The 16,995-nt window shown below is 50.5% G+C and carries 11 protein-coding genes and 1 pseudogene; 5 read left to right on the forward strand and 7 right to left on the reverse strand.

The window, feature by feature from the left end; translation table 11 throughout:
* Nucleotides 1–124 precede the first annotated feature (124 nt).
* From AC3G2T_RS23510 to AC3G2T_RS23530, 5 genes and pseudogenes are all read right to left on the reverse strand, one after another.
* Nucleotides 125–373, reverse strand: a complete 249-nt coding sequence (locus AC3G2T_RS23510) for a hypothetical protein (RefSeq protein WP_474681051.1) — start codon at nt 371–373, stop codon at nt 125–127.
* 54 nt (nt 374–427) lie between these two features.
* Nucleotides 428–589: pseudogene (locus tag AC3G2T_RS23515) on the reverse strand (winged helix-turn-helix domain-containing protein); the annotation flags it as partial.
* A gap of 602 nt (nt 590–1,191) precedes the next feature.
* Nucleotides 1,192–2,073 (reverse strand): TolB family protein, encoded by an 882-nt coding sequence (locus tag AC3G2T_RS23520; RefSeq protein WP_474680999.1) that lies wholly within the window; start codon nt 2,071–2,073, stop codon nt 1,192–1,194.
* 51 nt (nt 2,074–2,124) lie between these two features.
* Nucleotides 2,125–2,640, reverse strand: coding sequence for a VOC family protein (locus AC3G2T_RS23525; RefSeq protein WP_474680998.1), 516 nt, complete (start codon nt 2,638–2,640; stop codon nt 2,125–2,127).
* Between the two features lie 213 nt (nt 2,641–2,853).
* Nucleotides 2,854–3,867 carry a LacI family DNA-binding transcriptional regulator gene (locus AC3G2T_RS23530; protein WP_488437095.1) on the reverse strand — a complete coding sequence of 338 codons (1,014 nt, stop codon included), beginning with the start codon at nt 3,865–3,867 and terminating at the stop codon, nt 2,854–2,856.
* A gap of 369 nt (nt 3,868–4,236) precedes the next feature.
* On the opposite strand from AC3G2T_RS23530, the gene AC3G2T_RS23535 reads away from it, so the two are divergent.
* From AC3G2T_RS23535 to AC3G2T_RS23545, 3 genes are all read left to right on the forward strand, one after another.
* On the forward strand, nt 4,237–4,950 hold the full coding sequence (locus AC3G2T_RS23535) for a deacylase (protein ID WP_474680996.1): 714 nt from the start codon (nt 4,237–4,239) through the stop codon (nt 4,948–4,950).
* Nucleotides 4,951–4,997: 47 nt separating this feature from the next.
* The gene (locus AC3G2T_RS23540; protein ID WP_474680995.1) at nt 4,998–5,738 is read left to right on the forward strand and encodes a YheC/YheD family protein; all 741 of its coding nucleotides are present in this window, start codon (nt 4,998–5,000) and stop codon (nt 5,736–5,738) included.
* A 499-nt stretch (nt 5,739–6,237) separates the two neighbouring features.
* The gene (locus AC3G2T_RS23545) at nt 6,238–6,423 is read left to right on the forward strand and encodes a helix-turn-helix transcriptional regulator (RefSeq protein ID WP_474680994.1); all 186 of its coding nucleotides are present in this window, start codon (nt 6,238–6,240) and stop codon (nt 6,421–6,423) included.
* Nucleotides 6,424–6,508: 85 nt separating this feature from the next.
* On the opposite strand, the gene AC3G2T_RS23550 is transcribed toward AC3G2T_RS23545, so the two are convergent.
* Nucleotides 6,509–12,868 (reverse strand): S-layer homology domain-containing protein, encoded by a 6,360-nt coding sequence (locus tag AC3G2T_RS23550; RefSeq protein ID WP_488437096.1) that lies wholly within the window; start codon nt 12,866–12,868, stop codon nt 6,509–6,511.
* Between the two features lie 186 nt (nt 12,869–13,054).
* Entirely contained in the window at nt 13,055–14,626 is a 1,572-nt protein-coding gene (locus tag AC3G2T_RS23555; RefSeq protein ID WP_488437097.1) for a response regulator, read from the reverse strand.
* Between the two features lie 284 nt (nt 14,627–14,910).
* Between AC3G2T_RS23555 and AC3G2T_RS23560 the strand changes: the two genes are divergently transcribed.
* Both AC3G2T_RS23560 and AC3G2T_RS23565 read left to right on the forward strand, forming a co-directional pair.
* Nucleotides 14,911–15,705 (forward strand): nucleotidyltransferase domain-containing protein, encoded by a 795-nt coding sequence (locus tag AC3G2T_RS23560; RefSeq protein ID WP_488437098.1) that lies wholly within the window; start codon nt 14,911–14,913, stop codon nt 15,703–15,705.
* Nucleotides 15,706–15,727: 22 nt separating this feature from the next.
* Entirely contained in the window at nt 15,728–16,702 is a 975-nt protein-coding gene (locus AC3G2T_RS23565) for a hypothetical protein (RefSeq protein ID WP_488437099.1), read from the forward strand.
* Nucleotides 16,703–16,995 lie beyond the last annotated feature (293 nt).

Here is a 16,995-nt window from a genome sequence, read left to right on the forward strand (position 1 = left end):
CTTTTCAAAAATATTGTAAATTTGTGCAACTTTTCATCATGTCTCTCCATTTCATAAAGTTACCCGCTTTGTTACACATAAAACAAATATCATCAAATAAATTCCATCTTGCTACTCCAACTCCCTATCGGCTTTCCGGCTGCTTTTTCACCACGCTTTTAAATCGCCTCAGTAAAAGAAGGCCTCGCCCCTTTTTAGGGGCGGGCCTTCTACTTCGCAATGCCGGCGTAGGGATATCCAGTGGGACACTGAATATCGAGATTTTGGTTACCTGCCCTTTTTTCTTTTGGTGCGATAAAAAGGAAGCCGTTAAGCGGGTAACAATTCCATCGGTCGAAGGAAGAAACGTTCCTGTCACGATGGCAATTCTCATCCAGCGCCTCCTTAGATCTTGTTGAAGCGATAGCCGGCACCCCGGATTGCTGCTATCCTTCTCGATTTTCGATCTGATTCGGTTGATGTACACCGTGACGGTCGTATTGTCGCTAATATAATCGAATCCCCAGATTCGTTCGAAGAGCCTTTCCTTGGAGAAAACGATATTGGGATTTCTGGAAAGAAACAGCAGCAGCTCGAATTCCCGGAGCATGATAGGCCATTTCCTTGTTCGCGCGATTCACTCTGCCTTTGCGCATAGACCACGCCATCTCTGCGACGCCAAGTCCTCGGCTCTCTCCGGTGAAGGCATGGGATTGCTGTATGACCATGGGCTCCGTGTTGCCTTTAGAATAACCTTGACCTTACCGCCAAAACGGTTAGGATCGGACATGTACATGAGGCCATTGGTGCCAAACAGCACAAGCGTCGGCTTCTCCGGAACGATGAGTATGGAATTGGCGTCGAATAGAATTGTTTCACGACACCGTAATGTGCAGTCGGAGCGATCAGATTTACTACGATTTCAATCGAATCGTCCTCCAGTATCTCTTCCATGGAGAGCGCTCTGATGTATGCTTTTTCGAGGTCTGTTCCACCTTGTCGGGATTGCGATCGCAACAACCGGCCACATCCAATATACGAAAGCGGTTAATCATTGAACTCAAATACGCCTCGCTAATCCTCCCACAGCCCACTACTGCAACTTTAACCGGTTTCACTGTGTCCATGCCCATCTTCCCTTCTAGATATATGTAGTCGCTGCCCGGGATTGAAAGGTCATCACTACGCCCCCTTCTTTCCAGGACTTGAACGCTACTGCTTCAGCCGATATGAAACAAAAGCCAGTTTACGGCTGTCCGGCGCCCACGAATTGACATTTATCGTTCCCTGACCGCCGAACAGTCGGGCAATCGTACGCGACGGTCCGCCGCCCGCAGGCATTAGACGCAGTTCCACCTGTTTATTAGCCGGGTGTTCTCCGGGAGCCACATCACCTTTGCGGTAAACCAGATAGGATACCCATTCGCCATCCGGGGACATATGCGGAAACCAACAATTGGCTTCTTCAAATGTCATTCGCTCCGGGTTTTTCCCGTCAGAACCCATGCGCCAAATCTGCATCAATCCGCTTCGTGTCGAATTAAACCATATCCAGCGACCGCAGATCGAAAATTCAGGTCCGTCATCCAACCCGGGAAGGTCAGTAAGCTGGATCTCTTCACCACCGCTCGCCGGAATAGTAAAAATATCATATTGTCCGTTTCTTTCCGCACAGTAAGCAAGAGTCGAGCCGTCCGGAGACCAACCGTGCAAATAGCTTGGACCGTTCGGCGTCACCAGTACCGGTACCCCTCCCTCAAATGGAAGAACGTATATTCTGGACAACGCATCCTCTTCCGTAAAATGGCTAATTGCGATTTGAGCGCAGTCGGGAGAAAGTACATGATCATTATTGCAGTCGATGGCAAATCCGGTCTCGATCTGCCTTATCGTTCCGGTATCCAGCTCGTAGGTGTACATAAGGCCGTTGCTGTTATACGCCAAAAATCGGCCGTCTTTCGTCCAGTTGGGAGCCTCGATGACCTCATCGAACTCCCGCAAAACAGTCCGTTCGCCTGTTATGATATCTATCGTTTCCAGAATGCTATAGGAATCCCTTTCTTTTATTAAAGCCCGAAGGGTTTGAATATCCATTTTTCGTTCTCCTTTGTTGTTTGAATGGGCATGTACTTTACTTTTCGATATCTAAAGATCCTTTACTTCATCTAAAGCTTTTGCCCTCCCTTGGGCAAGGCGCTGCACCAAATCGAGATTGTCGGCTCGGTTGTTGATGCTAAGCTCCAGTCCAAGCTGAGATCTCGTGTCCACGTAGCTGTAAGAACCTTTGGCAAAATAGCCAATATGGTACGGGAGCTCTGCTCCGATGTCGGCCAGAGTCCGATACATGGACTTGCGGTCATCCACGTACAAGCAGAAATGGAAAACTCCTGGTCCGTGTTGATCGAGAAAGGTTCTCCAGGGACTCGGAGATTCGGCGGGCTGCATAAGTTCCAGGATCAGATTCTCCAATTCGTACTTGGCCACCTTGCATCCAATGTATTCTACTGGTTTTCCATACGTATAGTGAAGCACTCCCTCCATCTTCAGTGTCTCGACAGTTGCCTGTTGAACGCCCAGCACTTTAGCCCAATTGGCGCTTGCCTGTTCCGCATCATGGACAACAAGGCAAATCTGTGTAAGCATTGGCATCGGTTGTGTCATCGTACTTCCACTCCTCTGGTTATAAATTGGATTAGAGCATAGCAAAGAATCCGGAAAACGAACCGGGATACCTTCATAAAGACTCTGTTATTTATGTTATCGTTAACACATCACATAAGAGATATGTGTTAACGTTAACACATTGGTGAAACAAGACCCGAAATCGAATGCCGAAGGCGAATCAATTCCAAAGTTCCTGCATCGTACGCCCGACTAGTCGCCATGCCATTCCCGCACCGTATGCCGATCCATCAGAAATGGGTCTATTCCGATCGTGCGGGATGAGGCTTTCGTGTCTTCCATTCTTCGTAGAAGCAGTTGCATAGTATGATCACCGATTTCTTTGAACGGTAGTCCGACCGATGTAATCGGCGGAGAGAGCAGGGCCGACAGCGTGTTGTCGTATCCGATAAGCGACAGGTCGTCCGGCACGCGAAGACCGCGTTCATACAAAACTTGCATCACGCCGCAGGCATAGATGTCTGAGGTCATAAAAATCGCCGTCGGAGGACGCTTCGCATCCAGTAGATCGCTAGCTGCCTTCCGGCCGGCGTCCACAGAATAGTCGGGCTTAACCCTTATCCACTCCTCTTGCGGCGTTATTCCTGCCTCGTTCAGAGCATCAAGGTATCCCTGGTAACGGTCCACTTCAACCTGATGTCCCAGCTTGGCGCCGATAAAAGCGATACGTCGGTGTCCTTTATTCACCATATGACGAACGGCGCTTTGCGAACTGGCGCGATCATTAACCACAATACGATCTACCAAGGGTATTTCATAGGTCCGTTCAATCATCACAACGGGTATATTTTTTTCGATCAATCGGTTGATTAAATCCTTTGAAAAGGCACGATTCGAGGTAATGATAGCTCCGTCCACACGGTGACCGATCAAGTCGTTGACCTGTTGCTCTTCCTCACCCAAGCCATTGTGGCTCGTAAGAGTCAGCACATGATAACCGCTGTTCGAGGCAGCAACATTGATTGCAGAACTGATCTCCATAAACTGCATGTTAGCGCTAAATAGCATCAAATGCCCAATGATTTTGCTTTGACTGCTTTTCAGCCCCTGTGCAATCTTGTTCGGAATATACCCCATCTCTTTGATGATCCGCTCGATCTCCTTGCGTTTCTCTTCAGACACGTAACCGTTATTGTGCAGAACCCTGCCGACGGTTGCAAGAGAAACGCCCGCTGCTTTTGCTACATCCGCCATCTTGACATTCATATTAGTCTCCATGATTCCATGTGTTATCGTTAACATGTTATCAAACATTCCAACTTATGGCAACATGTTTAATTTTCGTATTCCTCACGTCAAACGGATTTCTTCGCTGCTGCGAAGGAAGCCCTATTTCTTTTGCACGATCTGGATATGGATCCCGCGTTGTTATAAAAAGCCGCAATTTATGCGACTTTAAAAGGACAATGTTTGTGTCGTTCGACAATCCATTTTTGCCCGGATCATGATAAGTCTTTCTGCCGCGGCTGGAAGAGATATTTGTATTAATGGAGCGTTTGCTGTTTGTGCTAATGTCCGTTTCGTATGGACGGATCGGAACGTACATTAGTCACTAACTGGGAGGTGACTACTGCAATGCAAATATCGAAACTTCTTTTAGCAAAAGGGACTAAGTTCGAAACACCTTATTACATTATCAAGGGGAACACTGTGAGAAAAACAGTAATGATAACGGCGGGGATTCATGGGGATGAAACAGCAAACGTACTCGCGGCTAATAAACTGGTGGATTTACTACGGAAGAACATCCTCCATATCGACAAAGGAATGTTGATTATCGTTCCAATCGTCAATCAGATCGCCTATAAGAAACGTATCAGAGGTACTCCCGATTTGAATCGGACTTTCCCACGTAAACCTAACGTTGCAGCAAATCACCCGCTAACGGCCGCACTATTTCGGTTAGCGAAGCAATTTCAACCTGAATGGTACGTTGATCTGCACGAAGCCAGAGGTTTCTCAAAATTAGACCCAAGCGTATTAGGGCAGACATTGCTTACGAATCCAAATAGTGAAGCAATACCATTAATTAGACGCCTTACAAATCATATGAACCGTTCTATTTCTAATAAATCAAGGCAATTTTCAATTCGTATACGTTCTTTACCTGGGTCTGGCCGTACCGCTGCGTATCGCTTACTAAAATCAAACTCCATCACTGTGGAGACAAGCTGCAGTTTACCTAAAGCAGTTCGAGTAATGTACCAGATGAAGGTATTACGTTATCTTTTGAATAAGACTGGTTTAATCAATAAAAAACAAAGACGACATACCTCGGCAATAGTTTAAGCATCGGTCTTGGGTGAGAAATATGATCAGTTTAGGAGGAAGATCGTGTGAAAAAGGTAAAATATAAAATGGGTAAATTAGGAAAGTACAATTTCATGAAGAAATATAAAATGATACGCAAATTCTTGCCAAACACTCGAAAAGCAACTTTGTCTAACATTAAAATAATGCTGAGATTGTATGGATCAGTTTACCTAAAACCTGATGAGGGAACAGGCGGTCATGGGATATATAAATTAACTAAGGAAAAAAATAACTTTATTTTACGCACCGGATCGAATGTTCGTAATTTTAACTCATTGAATGTCTTATTTGATTCGATTCAAAGGAATCTAATTAGAGATAAATATATTGTTCAAGAAGGAATTGTATTGTTAAAACACAATAATCGTCCGTTCGATATCAGAGTTATGGTGCAAAAGAATGAAAAAGGAATATTAGATGTGACTGGGATTATTGGAAGACAATCGAAGCGTAATAAAATAGTAACAAATTATCATTCTGGTGGAACTCCCTTACCTATAGATACCTTGCTCAAGTCACATCTGAATGACGAATCAAGGAAACAGTACATTCAAATAATTGAGAGATTAGGGAAAGATGCAAGCACTGTCCTTCGTAAAAGTTATAGAAGTAAACGAGCATTCGGAGTTGATATAGCAATTGATTATAAATTGTATCCCTGGGTCTTGGAGATTAATACAGAGCCTGATATGAGCATCTTTAACACTTTGAAGAACAAAACGATGTACAAACGGATTCTAAGATACTCAAAAATAAAAGGATGAGCAGTAAGTTGGAACACCGTTCTCAATCCGGCGGCCCTCGTAAAATAAGCTTTGGACTGATCCTAAAAAAGAAGCAGCGGCCTATATAACAATACTTTCCTGTCTTTAGTTCACTTTCAATTACCGAGCAGTGTTGTGTCGATCAAATAAAAGTGGCCCTAGGAAGATTACTCCCGGGGCCCATTTCGTATTTAACTCTTGTTTGGATGAGTACATAGTGCACTTGTGGCAATTTTAGGATTAACATAAGATATCGAATACATATGCAACTTGTTATCTCTCCATTCAATATATAAATAAGCCCCAATTTTCTTGTTAAGCGCTTGTACGCTTAGAAGAGGATTTCTCGGGGTATGATCTTCACTCGCTCTCCTTGCTTGAATATGCCGTAACAAACATTGCCGAAGAAGTGTTTCAAGACGTATTTGAATTATGGCACTGCAAGTCCCGTTTATTCGTTCCCCGATAGTATCGCTGAACTGTATCAGCGCTCCGTGGCATGGAAAAAGCGGCCTATTTGCTCAAAAGCACCGATCTCAAAATTTCCGACATTAGCTCCAAGCTGGGCTTTCTGGCTCCGCCTCATTTCATCAAGATCTTTAAAAGCACTATGGATGCACACCGCAAGAATATCGATTCGATTCGTGAACCTAAAGCATCCGCCTCACGGCGGATGCTTTTCTAAGGCTGATCTAAAAAACTCGGGCCACTTCGTTCAATGCGTTCGATTTCCAGCTATCGATTTTTCTCCTCCCAATCCATATCGCCGTTTATTGATCGGCGGTAATCATGCCGTAATAACGCGCCATCCAATACGGAGCATTAAAGGCGTTCCCGTAATCCCAGGTGTTTTCATTGCCGCCGTCGTCAATCGCGAACATGCTGTCGCCGGGTCTCGTGAGCGGGCGTTCGTCAGGGGAAACCGCGATTTTCCTTGTCGGGTCGCCTTTCATCGCCGTTTGCACATGCCGGCCTTCCTGTCTTCTCGTTCTTACGACGAACAGATCGCCTTCTTTGACCGCCTGCTTGACGTATTGCCCCGTCGCCGGGTCGTATACGATCCCGTTGGCCGCTGGAACGCCGGCATCAGTGAGCAATCCGCCCCCGGAAGTCTTGTTGTTGTACCCGTCGTCGGCATTGACGATCGCTTTTGTCACGAACCACGAAATATCTTTGCGGCCGGTAAGATTGACGTAATAATCCGTCCGGTCGATCGGCGTCCGTTTCAGCACCCATGCCGCCTTGTTCAGGTCGACGACTCGCCGGTCGGGATAAGCAAGCTGGTAAATGTAATCCCACAGCGGCTCATCTTCATATTGCATGTTGGACTTATACCAGTTGTCGAGTCCGGCGCGGATCATGACGGCGATGTCGTCGTCGCCCGCCTTCTCCGGAATCGCGATCAGATTGTAGAAGGTGAACATCGCCTGCCGTTCGTCCGAATAATTGTACCAGGTGAACGGAGACGGGTCGCGATCCCTTCGGCTGGCATAATAGTAGCTCGCCCAACGTTGATTGAGCCGCTGCATGTAGCCTTGGGCAACCCCGTTTTGCGGAGGCATATTGACGCCTTTAAGCGCTTCGGCCCCGGCAAGCGGTCCAGTTCCTTTAATGCCGGCGACTACGTCGTTATAAGCATCCACGTTTTCAAATACGGACGGATAAATGTAATCCCTTGCCACCTTGCGGTATTCGTTCAGGAACATGTCGTTGCCCGAGACGTATGCCGCCGTCTTGAAGATGGTCATCAGCTCCGCCGCCCGCAGCGCCGTATCTTCACCGGCGTCTTCGGTCCGGCCGAACACATCGCCGGTGTATTTGCCATGTACGGTCGGCTGCCCGGTAATATCGGTAATCGTGTAGCCGTTGTTGATGATATGCCGAGCGAACTCTCCCGCCGCATTCGCGATCAGCCGGCCCAGCTCGTTATCCGCATTCGGTCCGGTACAGAGCGTATCGTAAGCGATTTTGTACAAATACATATGCCCGAGAATTTCGTCGGCGCTTGTATCGCCTTTGTAATACAAGTCCTTCTCGGTTGCGCCGAGATCGGTAAACAGCTTGGAAAGCCTGGCGGGAATGTCGCTTGCGGAATTGACGACCGATCCCGCGAATTCGCCCCAGCCTTTTTTCCGGACGTCATCGTTCCCTGTATTAGTTGGGTCTGCGAACGAATCGGTCGTATTGTAGGAATAGCTTTTGCCATCCACCGTCAAACCTTTTTTATAAAAGATGCCGTTCCAGCTGTCATGCTTGTCGAAGCCCGATTTGTCGATACCCATCGTCCGGCTGATAAAGCCCTGGATCGTCCGTTTTTCAGTCGCCGCCGGCCCCGAGTACACATAATCGTCCGGATTATTTTTGCGGCCCCCGGCTTTTAGATAGGAGTAGCTCATCGAACCGACATCCATCGTGCTGTACGGCAGCATTCTGACCTTGGCTTCGATCTGCCCCGCGCGTCCAGTGACGTACATAAGCATTAGATCGGCTTCCACGGATCTTGTCGCCCTTGCGCGCGCCTGTTGGGCCTGAACGCTGTTCGGATTTTTCGCTTCCTCTACTGCGGTGCGGAACAATTCGCCGGCGATGGCGTCGGCCGTCCACAACCCGTCATTATCGGTTTCATACCCTCGGCGGTTCCCCGGCGCGCCGCTGCCTTCGGAGAGGAACGGCAAGGCGATTTGGCCGTCCGGACCGCGACGCAAGTTATTGGCTTCCAGATTGTCGCTCATGATCTGGGCTTTTTTCTCATAGCCCATCCCGATCATCTCGATATGGGAAACGCCACTGACTGTTACCGCCCAAATCCCGTTATTGCTATCGGGAGCGATAAATTGAACGTCGTCGTCGGGCAAATAACGGTGCGTCGCGAACAATTGCACGACGTCGCGCGAATATGTTTCGCCGAGGTTGATGCGCACGACGCCTTTATTTGTAGCGAGCCATGTCGTATAGGTCACGTCCGTGACGCTGAATTTGACGTCTGCGGCATCAACCGGAAGGATTTCCCCGGGAAGATTCCCGTTTAATGCCGGGATCGATCGATCCGTCGGCGCCTGGATGGTGCCGTTAATATAATCCTTCACTTCCTGCGGCAGTGCGGAATCTGTTTTTGCATACTTGCTCACGATCTTTTGCAGCACTGTGTTTACGACCGCAGGCGCAATATTTTCCGGACTGACCTTTTGCGCCGTTGTCGGCCTTTTTGTAATATCGATAGGGTCCAAAGGTTCGAACTTAGCCGGATCCGGATCTACGATCACCCTTGTCCTTACCGTCACGCCGTCGACGGTTGCGGAAACGACCGTATTGCCGACCATCTTTGCAGTTACTGTACCATTCGCGTCAACCGTCGCCACTTCCGGCGACAACGAGCTCCAATTCGTGGCCGTTTTGCCCGGTGCCATGATGGAGGCAAGGTCAGCCGTATTATGGATGCCGGCGTTCAGCGTCAGCTTAACGTTATAGTTGGCCACGATCACGTTCGCTGTGTCGCTTTCGTTGCCGGCGGTCACGCGTACGGTCTCGACGCCGGGAGCCAGCGCTTTGATGGCGCGCCTGCTGCCGTGGTCGTCATCTTCCTTGATGACGCCGTTCTGCGGTATGCTCCAATTCGCCTCGGCGCCGAGCGGCGCTTTGACGTCCATCCAGGCGATTTCGTCCTTGAACAGAACGATGTCGTGTCCGCCTACGATTTTAACCGTTCCGTGGTATTGATCGTAGTTCTCGGCGACTTCTTCGGCACTCAGTGCACGCGAATACATTTTGACGCGGTTGATCGCGCCTTCGAACAGATGGATCACATCGCCGTAGCCTTCAACGTCGCCGCCGAGGATCAAATCGTTCGTTTCGTTGATTGGGAGCTTACCACTCGTTGTGTTGCTGCCGTCCAAAACGCCGTTCACGTACAGCTTGATGGAACCGCCGGCATACCCGTCTGCTGCGTCTCCGTCATACACGGCGGTGAGATAAAACACTTTTCCCTTCACGTCCGCGATGACGTCCGATTCGGCCGGATCGTTCGAATTTTGTGTGTCGAACACGAACTTCTGGTCTTTGGCGGAGTAATAGAGATAATAGCCGCCGTTCTCGTAGGTGCCGAGAATATGGTACTCATCCTTCGACAAATCGCTGTCCGGCGAAATATAGAAAGCCGCTTCGATCGTCATCGCGTCCTGCTTGAACAGGCTGCTGTTATATTTCACCCGTGCGACCGAGCTCGGCAGCCCGCGGCTTCCCGCTCCGTCAAGGACCAGCGCTTGCTTGCCAAATTTGGCATCCTGCAACACCTTGGCGTTGTGCTCAAGAACGGCATCGTTCCCGTTGATGGAGCCGTCCTTCACGATATTGCCCGCTGCGTTCGTGAAATCCATGTCCAAAATATCCGCCTGCCGCGGATCGTATCCGGCCGGAGCCGCTGCAGTCCGGAAAGCTGCGGAGATCGGCTGCGACGGTTTGCCGAAGGCGTCGACGGCTCGGATCGACACGCTGTACTCCGTATTCGGCGTTAAACCTTTAGCCGCAAAAGTATGAGCGGAAGCCTCGACGAACGGCGAGATCACTAACGGCGCGCCGATCAGCTTGTCGTTCGCGTATATTTCGTAATGATCCACGCGCGTATCGTCCAGAGCTTTAGGCCATTCGAGCAAGGCGGATACTGCGGTGACGGAAGATACCGTCAGCTTGGACCCTGCCGCGAATTCGGGATTCCGGCTATCTGCCGAATAGGCTTTGGCCGAAGCTACCGGATTTTCCAAATCGATCTTGTAAGGCTCTCCGATGATCGCGCCTTGCCGGTCGAGCTCTCTTCGTTCGATAACAATCTTGTCGCCGTACACTTTGACAAGCAATCCTTGCGATAGCTTCTTGTCCAAATAAATATCGCTGTCATTGCTGTATCCGTACGCTTGTACGAAAGAGGTCGCTCCGTCGCCCACGCGGATGAATCCGTCGTCTGCGTTAATCGTATTGGGATGCTCCAGCGTATAGTGCGTATGTCCCGTAAACATCATCGCATTCGGATGCTTCGCCATGATCGTTTTGAATTTGGCGTACTCGGCCGGGTTTTTCCAGCCGGCGCCTTCGCTGCCGTAAGTCGTGTTTCGATACGGATAATGGGTGAAAACAAACACCGGTTTGGTCGGGTCCGCCGCTTTCCCTTGCTCATCCGTGCCGATTTTCTCCTCCAGCCACTTGTACTTGGCGTCGGACATGGTGCTGCGGTCATGATCCATCACGATGAAATGGTAGCCTTTAACCCAAGTATCGAAAAATACGCCCGCGTTTTCGGTATTGCGATCTACGGCTTCCACGTTGTATCCGGCTGTATTCATGCCGGTTTTGTCATAAAACCGTTCCGCTGCTTTATACTTGTCGCCGCCGAATTCTTTGCTGGCGTAATATTCATGGTTGCCGGGAACGAGGATCGACTTGGCCGCTTTTTCTTTATTGGCTTCCAGAATGGCCATGGCCTCGTCGTACTGCTCCACTTTCCCGCTGTCCACGAAATCGCCGTTAACGACGACGGCATCATATTGGGCGAGCGTGTTGTACACTTCCAGCGCTTGCTTGAATTTGGCCGCCGCGTCCTGGGAAACATCCTCGATGCCGACATGCGTATCGCTCATGACCGGAAACACAAGCGCGGGAGCAGGATCTGTCGGCGGATTGCCGCCATTGTTACCTCCATTGCCATTACCGCCGTTGTCGCCTCCATTGCCATTGCCACCATTACCGCTGTTACCACCGTTGCCGGTGCTGCTCCCGCCGCCATTGCCGCTGCCGGAACCTCCGGTCACTTTGCGCGGCTGCTTCTCGAACGTCGTGTTCTTCGCAAGCTCGCTTAACGTCGCTTCGTCGATGGAGCCTTGGCCAAGCACCTTCGCCAGCGAGTCGAGGATCAGCTTGGCGATGCTGGCGTCAGCCGCCACCGTCAGCGTAACCCCCTCCGCTTGCTTCTCGACCGTGAGCCGGGCTGCCGATCCGTTCTCCAATTGAACGGAAATATGCGCCGCAGCAACGGATACGCTGTCGAATCGCCCGATCAGCTTCACAGCCGCGTCTTCGGCCATTTGCCCGCCGATGCTTACGCCCGCGAACCCGCTGCCGGTCAAGTTCACAGCTTCCTCCAGCGTGGCCGGGGATTCGACGCTGGCGTTCGCCACGCCTGTCGATCCTTCAACGACAACTCGCACGCTGCCCTTGCCTTTGCGAACGATCAGCTTCGCCAGCGTGCAGTCCGCGAAATGAACGCTGTTCGCGCCGCCGCCCAACACGACCGTATCGCCCTGAACGGTCAGCCGGCTCATATGGACGTCGCCTTCGCCGATCTCCCCGGCAAGAATCAATTTCCCGGTGATCCGCATATTGCGCAGCGTAACGCCTGCCGATCGAACTGTCACGTCGCCACTGACGACCGTGACCCGATCGGCATCCCCGTATACGCCCGGTTGGTCGTACACAGTTTGGGCCGGCTTGTCCGCCGGTTTGGCGGCTGCCATCGCTGCATCCAGCAGCATGACCGCCTCTGCGCGGGTCAGCTTCGCCTGCGGCTTGAAGCTGCCGTCGGCATAACCGGCAATCAGCTTGCTTGCAGCGAGCGCCGCAACCGACGGCTGGCTCCAGCCCGCGATCTTCTTCGCATCTATGAACTTGTCCGCGCCGCCTGCGGCCGCGTTCACGTTCAGATTCAACATCCGCGCGAGCATAACCGCCGCTTCCTCGCGGCTGACGCTGCCGTCAACGCGAATCGTGCCGTCCTCATAGCCGGTCACGTAACCGGCCTTGACCGCTTTTTGCACCTCCGGGTAAGCCCAGTCGGGCGCCGCGATGTCCGGGAAGCCGATCTCGCCCGCTGCGCTGAAGCCGAACGCGCGGTTGGCAAGCGCCATCCATTCTGCGCGGGTGACTGTCCGGTCCGGCTCCGCCTTGCCGTCCGGATAACCTTGAAGCAGGTCGTTGCGCAGCCAGCGCTCCATCGTTTCCTTAGCCCAATGCCCTTCAAGATCGGGCGGGGATGCAGAAACAGGCCCGGCGGCATATGTGTTCATACCGGGGACAATCGTGACAAAAACGATGATTGCAGCAAGCCATACCCGCATAACGCGCATGGCAATGATGCCGACACTCATTTGAACTCCTCCTCATTATGTGGTTGATCAATTGCTAGTTCAAATTATAGGCGGGAGGCCGCCGGCGGGAAATGACAGGAAGTGACCGATCGCTTATCTCTTTATGCGGCATTTGCCGGATGGCGGCAGGCTTGCTTCATGAACGAATTGTAAAAAAACGGCCCCGATTTGATCGTTCGCCGCTTTTCATTTATCATGCTTCGCCGTTCGGCCGAGGAACAGCGACGGCGAAGCGCCGCGCACCTTCTTGAACATGCGGGTGAACGAACTTAAATTCAAATAGCCGAGCTTCTCGGAAATTTCCGTCAAGCTTTTGCCGTTACGCATCATAACAATGGCAAGCTCCGTTTTTTCGAACAAAACGAATTCGGTAAAGCTCATTTGGCTTACTTCGCGGAACAGCCGGCTTAAATACGAACTGTTGAGATGGAAGGTTTCGGCGACCTCCTGAAGCGATATTTCCTGCTGCAAATGGTTTTTAATATATTGCTTGATCAGCACGATAATTTTCGTTTTGTCGTCGACCGAATTCGTCAACTCCAGTTGGCGTTCGGCTCTTTCCATATCGGCGAGCAGCAGTGAGGCGGTTTGATCGAGCTTCTGCGTCGCATACATTTGATCGACCAGGCGATGATCGGCTATCGATTTTCCAGCTGCCAGCTCCTCAGACGCAGACCACATACGAAACAAAAATTCCGTAAACATGTTTTTGACGATGTGGGGATGCAGCCGGTGGGCAAGGAGCAGCGCCTCCTTCAGCTCGTACACCTTGAGCTTGGCTTCGGCAAACTGCAGCGAACCGATCCTTTCGTACAGCTCCCTTCTCGCATGAGACACCGGCTCGGGCAGCGCTTCGCCAAGGGAAATCGCCCCTTCATACAGGCGCCCCTCCCCTTCCGGGTCATAATATTGGTGCTGCAGCAGTTCGGCCGCCCGGCGATCGTGCGTTTGCCATTCGTGCGGGTGAACGAACGGCGCACTCCGGCCAACCGAAAACACGATGCCGGTGTTGGCCTTCACTGCATCCATCCACGCGATCATGTCCGCAGCTGCGAGCCGTTCAGACACGATAAAATGCCACCTGTGCAAGTGCGTCTCTTCCACAATGCCCAGCATGTGCTCCCCATGCTCTTGAACGAGCAGCCGCCCGAGCCTTTGTCCCATGCCGCGGATATCCGCTTCCGACAACCGGATATGGACGTGCGAACGGACGTCGAGCTGCAGGACGCAAGCGATAAAACATTCGTCGTCCGGGACGGTTCGCGCCAATTGCTGCCGGATGCGCGCTGAATCGCGCAGCGATCCGCCAAGCCAGTTCCGGTAGAAGGCTTCGTCGGGCAAAATGGCGGCCTCCGGCGTTTTCGCCTGTTCCTTTGGCACGTCGCGCGCCTGCTTCAAAGCAATATTTTGCAATATATCGCACAGCTCTTTCATATCCAGCGTCGATTTTAAAATAAAATCGCTTACCTGCAGTTGGATCGCTTCACGCATATATTTCATGTCCTGGTGGCAGGTCAGCACGATAAAATGGGTGCCGCTCCGATGCGCTTTCGCAAGACGGATAAACTTCAGCCCGTCCATCTTGGGGAGCTCGATGTCGACCAGCACGATGTCGGGCAGATGCAGCTTGAACAATTCGTAAGCTTCCGCGCCGTCCTTCGCCTCGCCTACAAGCTCCATGCCAAGCGTCGACCACGGAATCGATTTTTTTAAACCGAGCCGCACCAAAACTTCGTCTTCCGCAATCATCACTTTCATTGCCGTCTTCCTTCTTTCTCGTCATTATCGTTGTATAGGGAAGGGTGTCCAGCGTCGTCCGTCTTGACTCTATTCTAACAAGCGGCAATGGCGACGGCGCGGTGATCGGGTTAAAGTTTTTGTAAAGGAGAGCGGCAAAAAGGCTCGCTTTCGCGGCATATACCGGAAAGCAAGCCTTTTTGATGGAAGCATGAAGCTCTTGGCTTATGGCAGAATTGACCATAGTGCAATGCCGACCCTTTTGCTACTTTAGAATCATAACATAGGAAATGGGAGGAATTTCGATGTACGAGCATCATAAACGTGCTTTAAATAATCTGGTTGATACGCTGCGGCAGGATCCTACGATACTGGCCGTAATTACTGCGGGTTCCGTCGCGCAAGGAAAAGCGAAAGAAACATCGGACGTTGACGTTTACTTGGTTGTGACCGATGAATCATACGACGAACGAAAAAAGACTTATAACCTTTCGTATATCAATCATGAGAAAGAAATATGCGATTATCCCGGGGGATACATTGACGGCAAAATAATCAATCTTCGCTTCCTGGAGCTGGCAGCCGAACGCGGCAGCGAACCGACCCGTGCTTCTTTTATCGGATCCAGGGCATGGTTTTCACGTATTCCGGACCTGGATTCGCTTCTCGCCAAAATACCGGTTTTTCCAGAGGCTAATCGGGATAAAAATATCAAGGACTTTTTTGCGCAAATCTTTTTGTATGGCTTTTACTTTGCCGATGAAGCGGTAAAAAAGAGCAACCCCTACTTGCTCGCCCATTCTGCAAGCAATCTTGTGTTGTTTGGCGGCCGAATCATTCTTGCTCACAATCGCATGTTATTCCCATGCCACAAGTCTTTAATGACGGCTGTCGAAAACGCGCCCGAAAAACCGGACAACTTCATCCGACTCGCAGGCGATCTTCTGAGCAATCCGACAGCGGATAAGTGCAAAGGCTTTGCCGCGATGCTGTTTGGTTTCCGGAATCCCGGCTTCCCTCCGGAGCTTTCCACTGCAATCTTCATTGAAAACAATGAATGGAACTGGCTTGACCAGGATCCTCCTTTAAGCGACCGATAATCAAAAAAGGAGGATTCCTGGTATGCTTGTGATTCTGCCGGTCAAGAGCGTCCCGAAAACGGATAAATTCCCAAGCTGTATCGATGATGCAATCGCATCTGTTGCCAAGTGGCTGGGACGCGGAAACCATTGTATGTATGCTAATGTTTGGAGCTTTTCGCTGCGGCGGGAAGCTCCGACAACATCGGTCCTTGAACGAGTCGAATTTCCTAAGCCGAGTCTTGATTACTTAGCCGCCTATCACGGCATTCGGGTTCGATTTTTCAACAGACCCGCTGATGAAAAAGACGAACGCCAATTACTGAATCTTATTAAGCGGCAACTGGCCGCTGGCATGCCCCTGCTGGTAGAAATCGATGCCTATCATTGTCCGTGGACGGAGATCTATCGGCAAATGCACGTGCTTCATTCTTGCCTTGTGCTTGGCTATGATAACGTGAAGAATGAACTCACCCTGATGGATGCGTTTTATAAGGGGCATTGCGAACCTTTCTCCTGGAATCTATTTCAGGAAATCTGCCGTGGCTATGCTGTATTCGAATTAACCCCGCGTTCTTCTTCAGCCCAAGATGTGTTTGCGATTCTCAAGGAATCGTTATGCAACGAGGAAGATCTGATGCGATTGCGGCAATCGTTTTATGATTTATGTGAGTTTACTAATCTCTATAAGGAACAGGGCCTGCCCGCTAGCTGCTCAACATTTCCGGATCAATTTATTTTGATGAAATTTCCGCTGTACCGTAGACGATATGCAGCTTTTCTCTTACATCTGCATGATGTTTGCGGCCAATCCCAACTGCTCCATCTGGCTCATCAGATGCTGCTGGCAGCCGATCGCTGGGATAAAACTCGACTGCTATGGATCAAGATCGCCCTATCCGGCAATAAGCTGCAGTCCCGTATCCGGCTTACGACCCACATGCTTCAGACAATTGATTTGGAACAAACAACGTTCCGTCAACTGGAGGAATGGGTCGGACAAGCTGGGGATCGCTAAGAACTCGTTGTATGCCCCCCCTCCTCCCGTTATCAGCAAGTCACGGCGCCGCGATTCCGTTTATCCTCCTCTTTCAATTCATGGCGAATGAAGCCTAATGTTAATATCGAGATATTCCACCTTTGTTTTGCACTATTTCTGACACTCTTCTCGCTCTGTATAATTTTATTGAAAACGAAGATGCGTTTTGTTTTGTACCACGCGCATTTTCGTTGCCTTCACCGATTCGTTATGGAAAGGAGTAACGCTGTTTTGAACATGTAACGGGGGGACACAAAGTACAATAGTCATTA

This window comes from Paenibacillus sp. sgz302191, assembly GCF_057749925.1.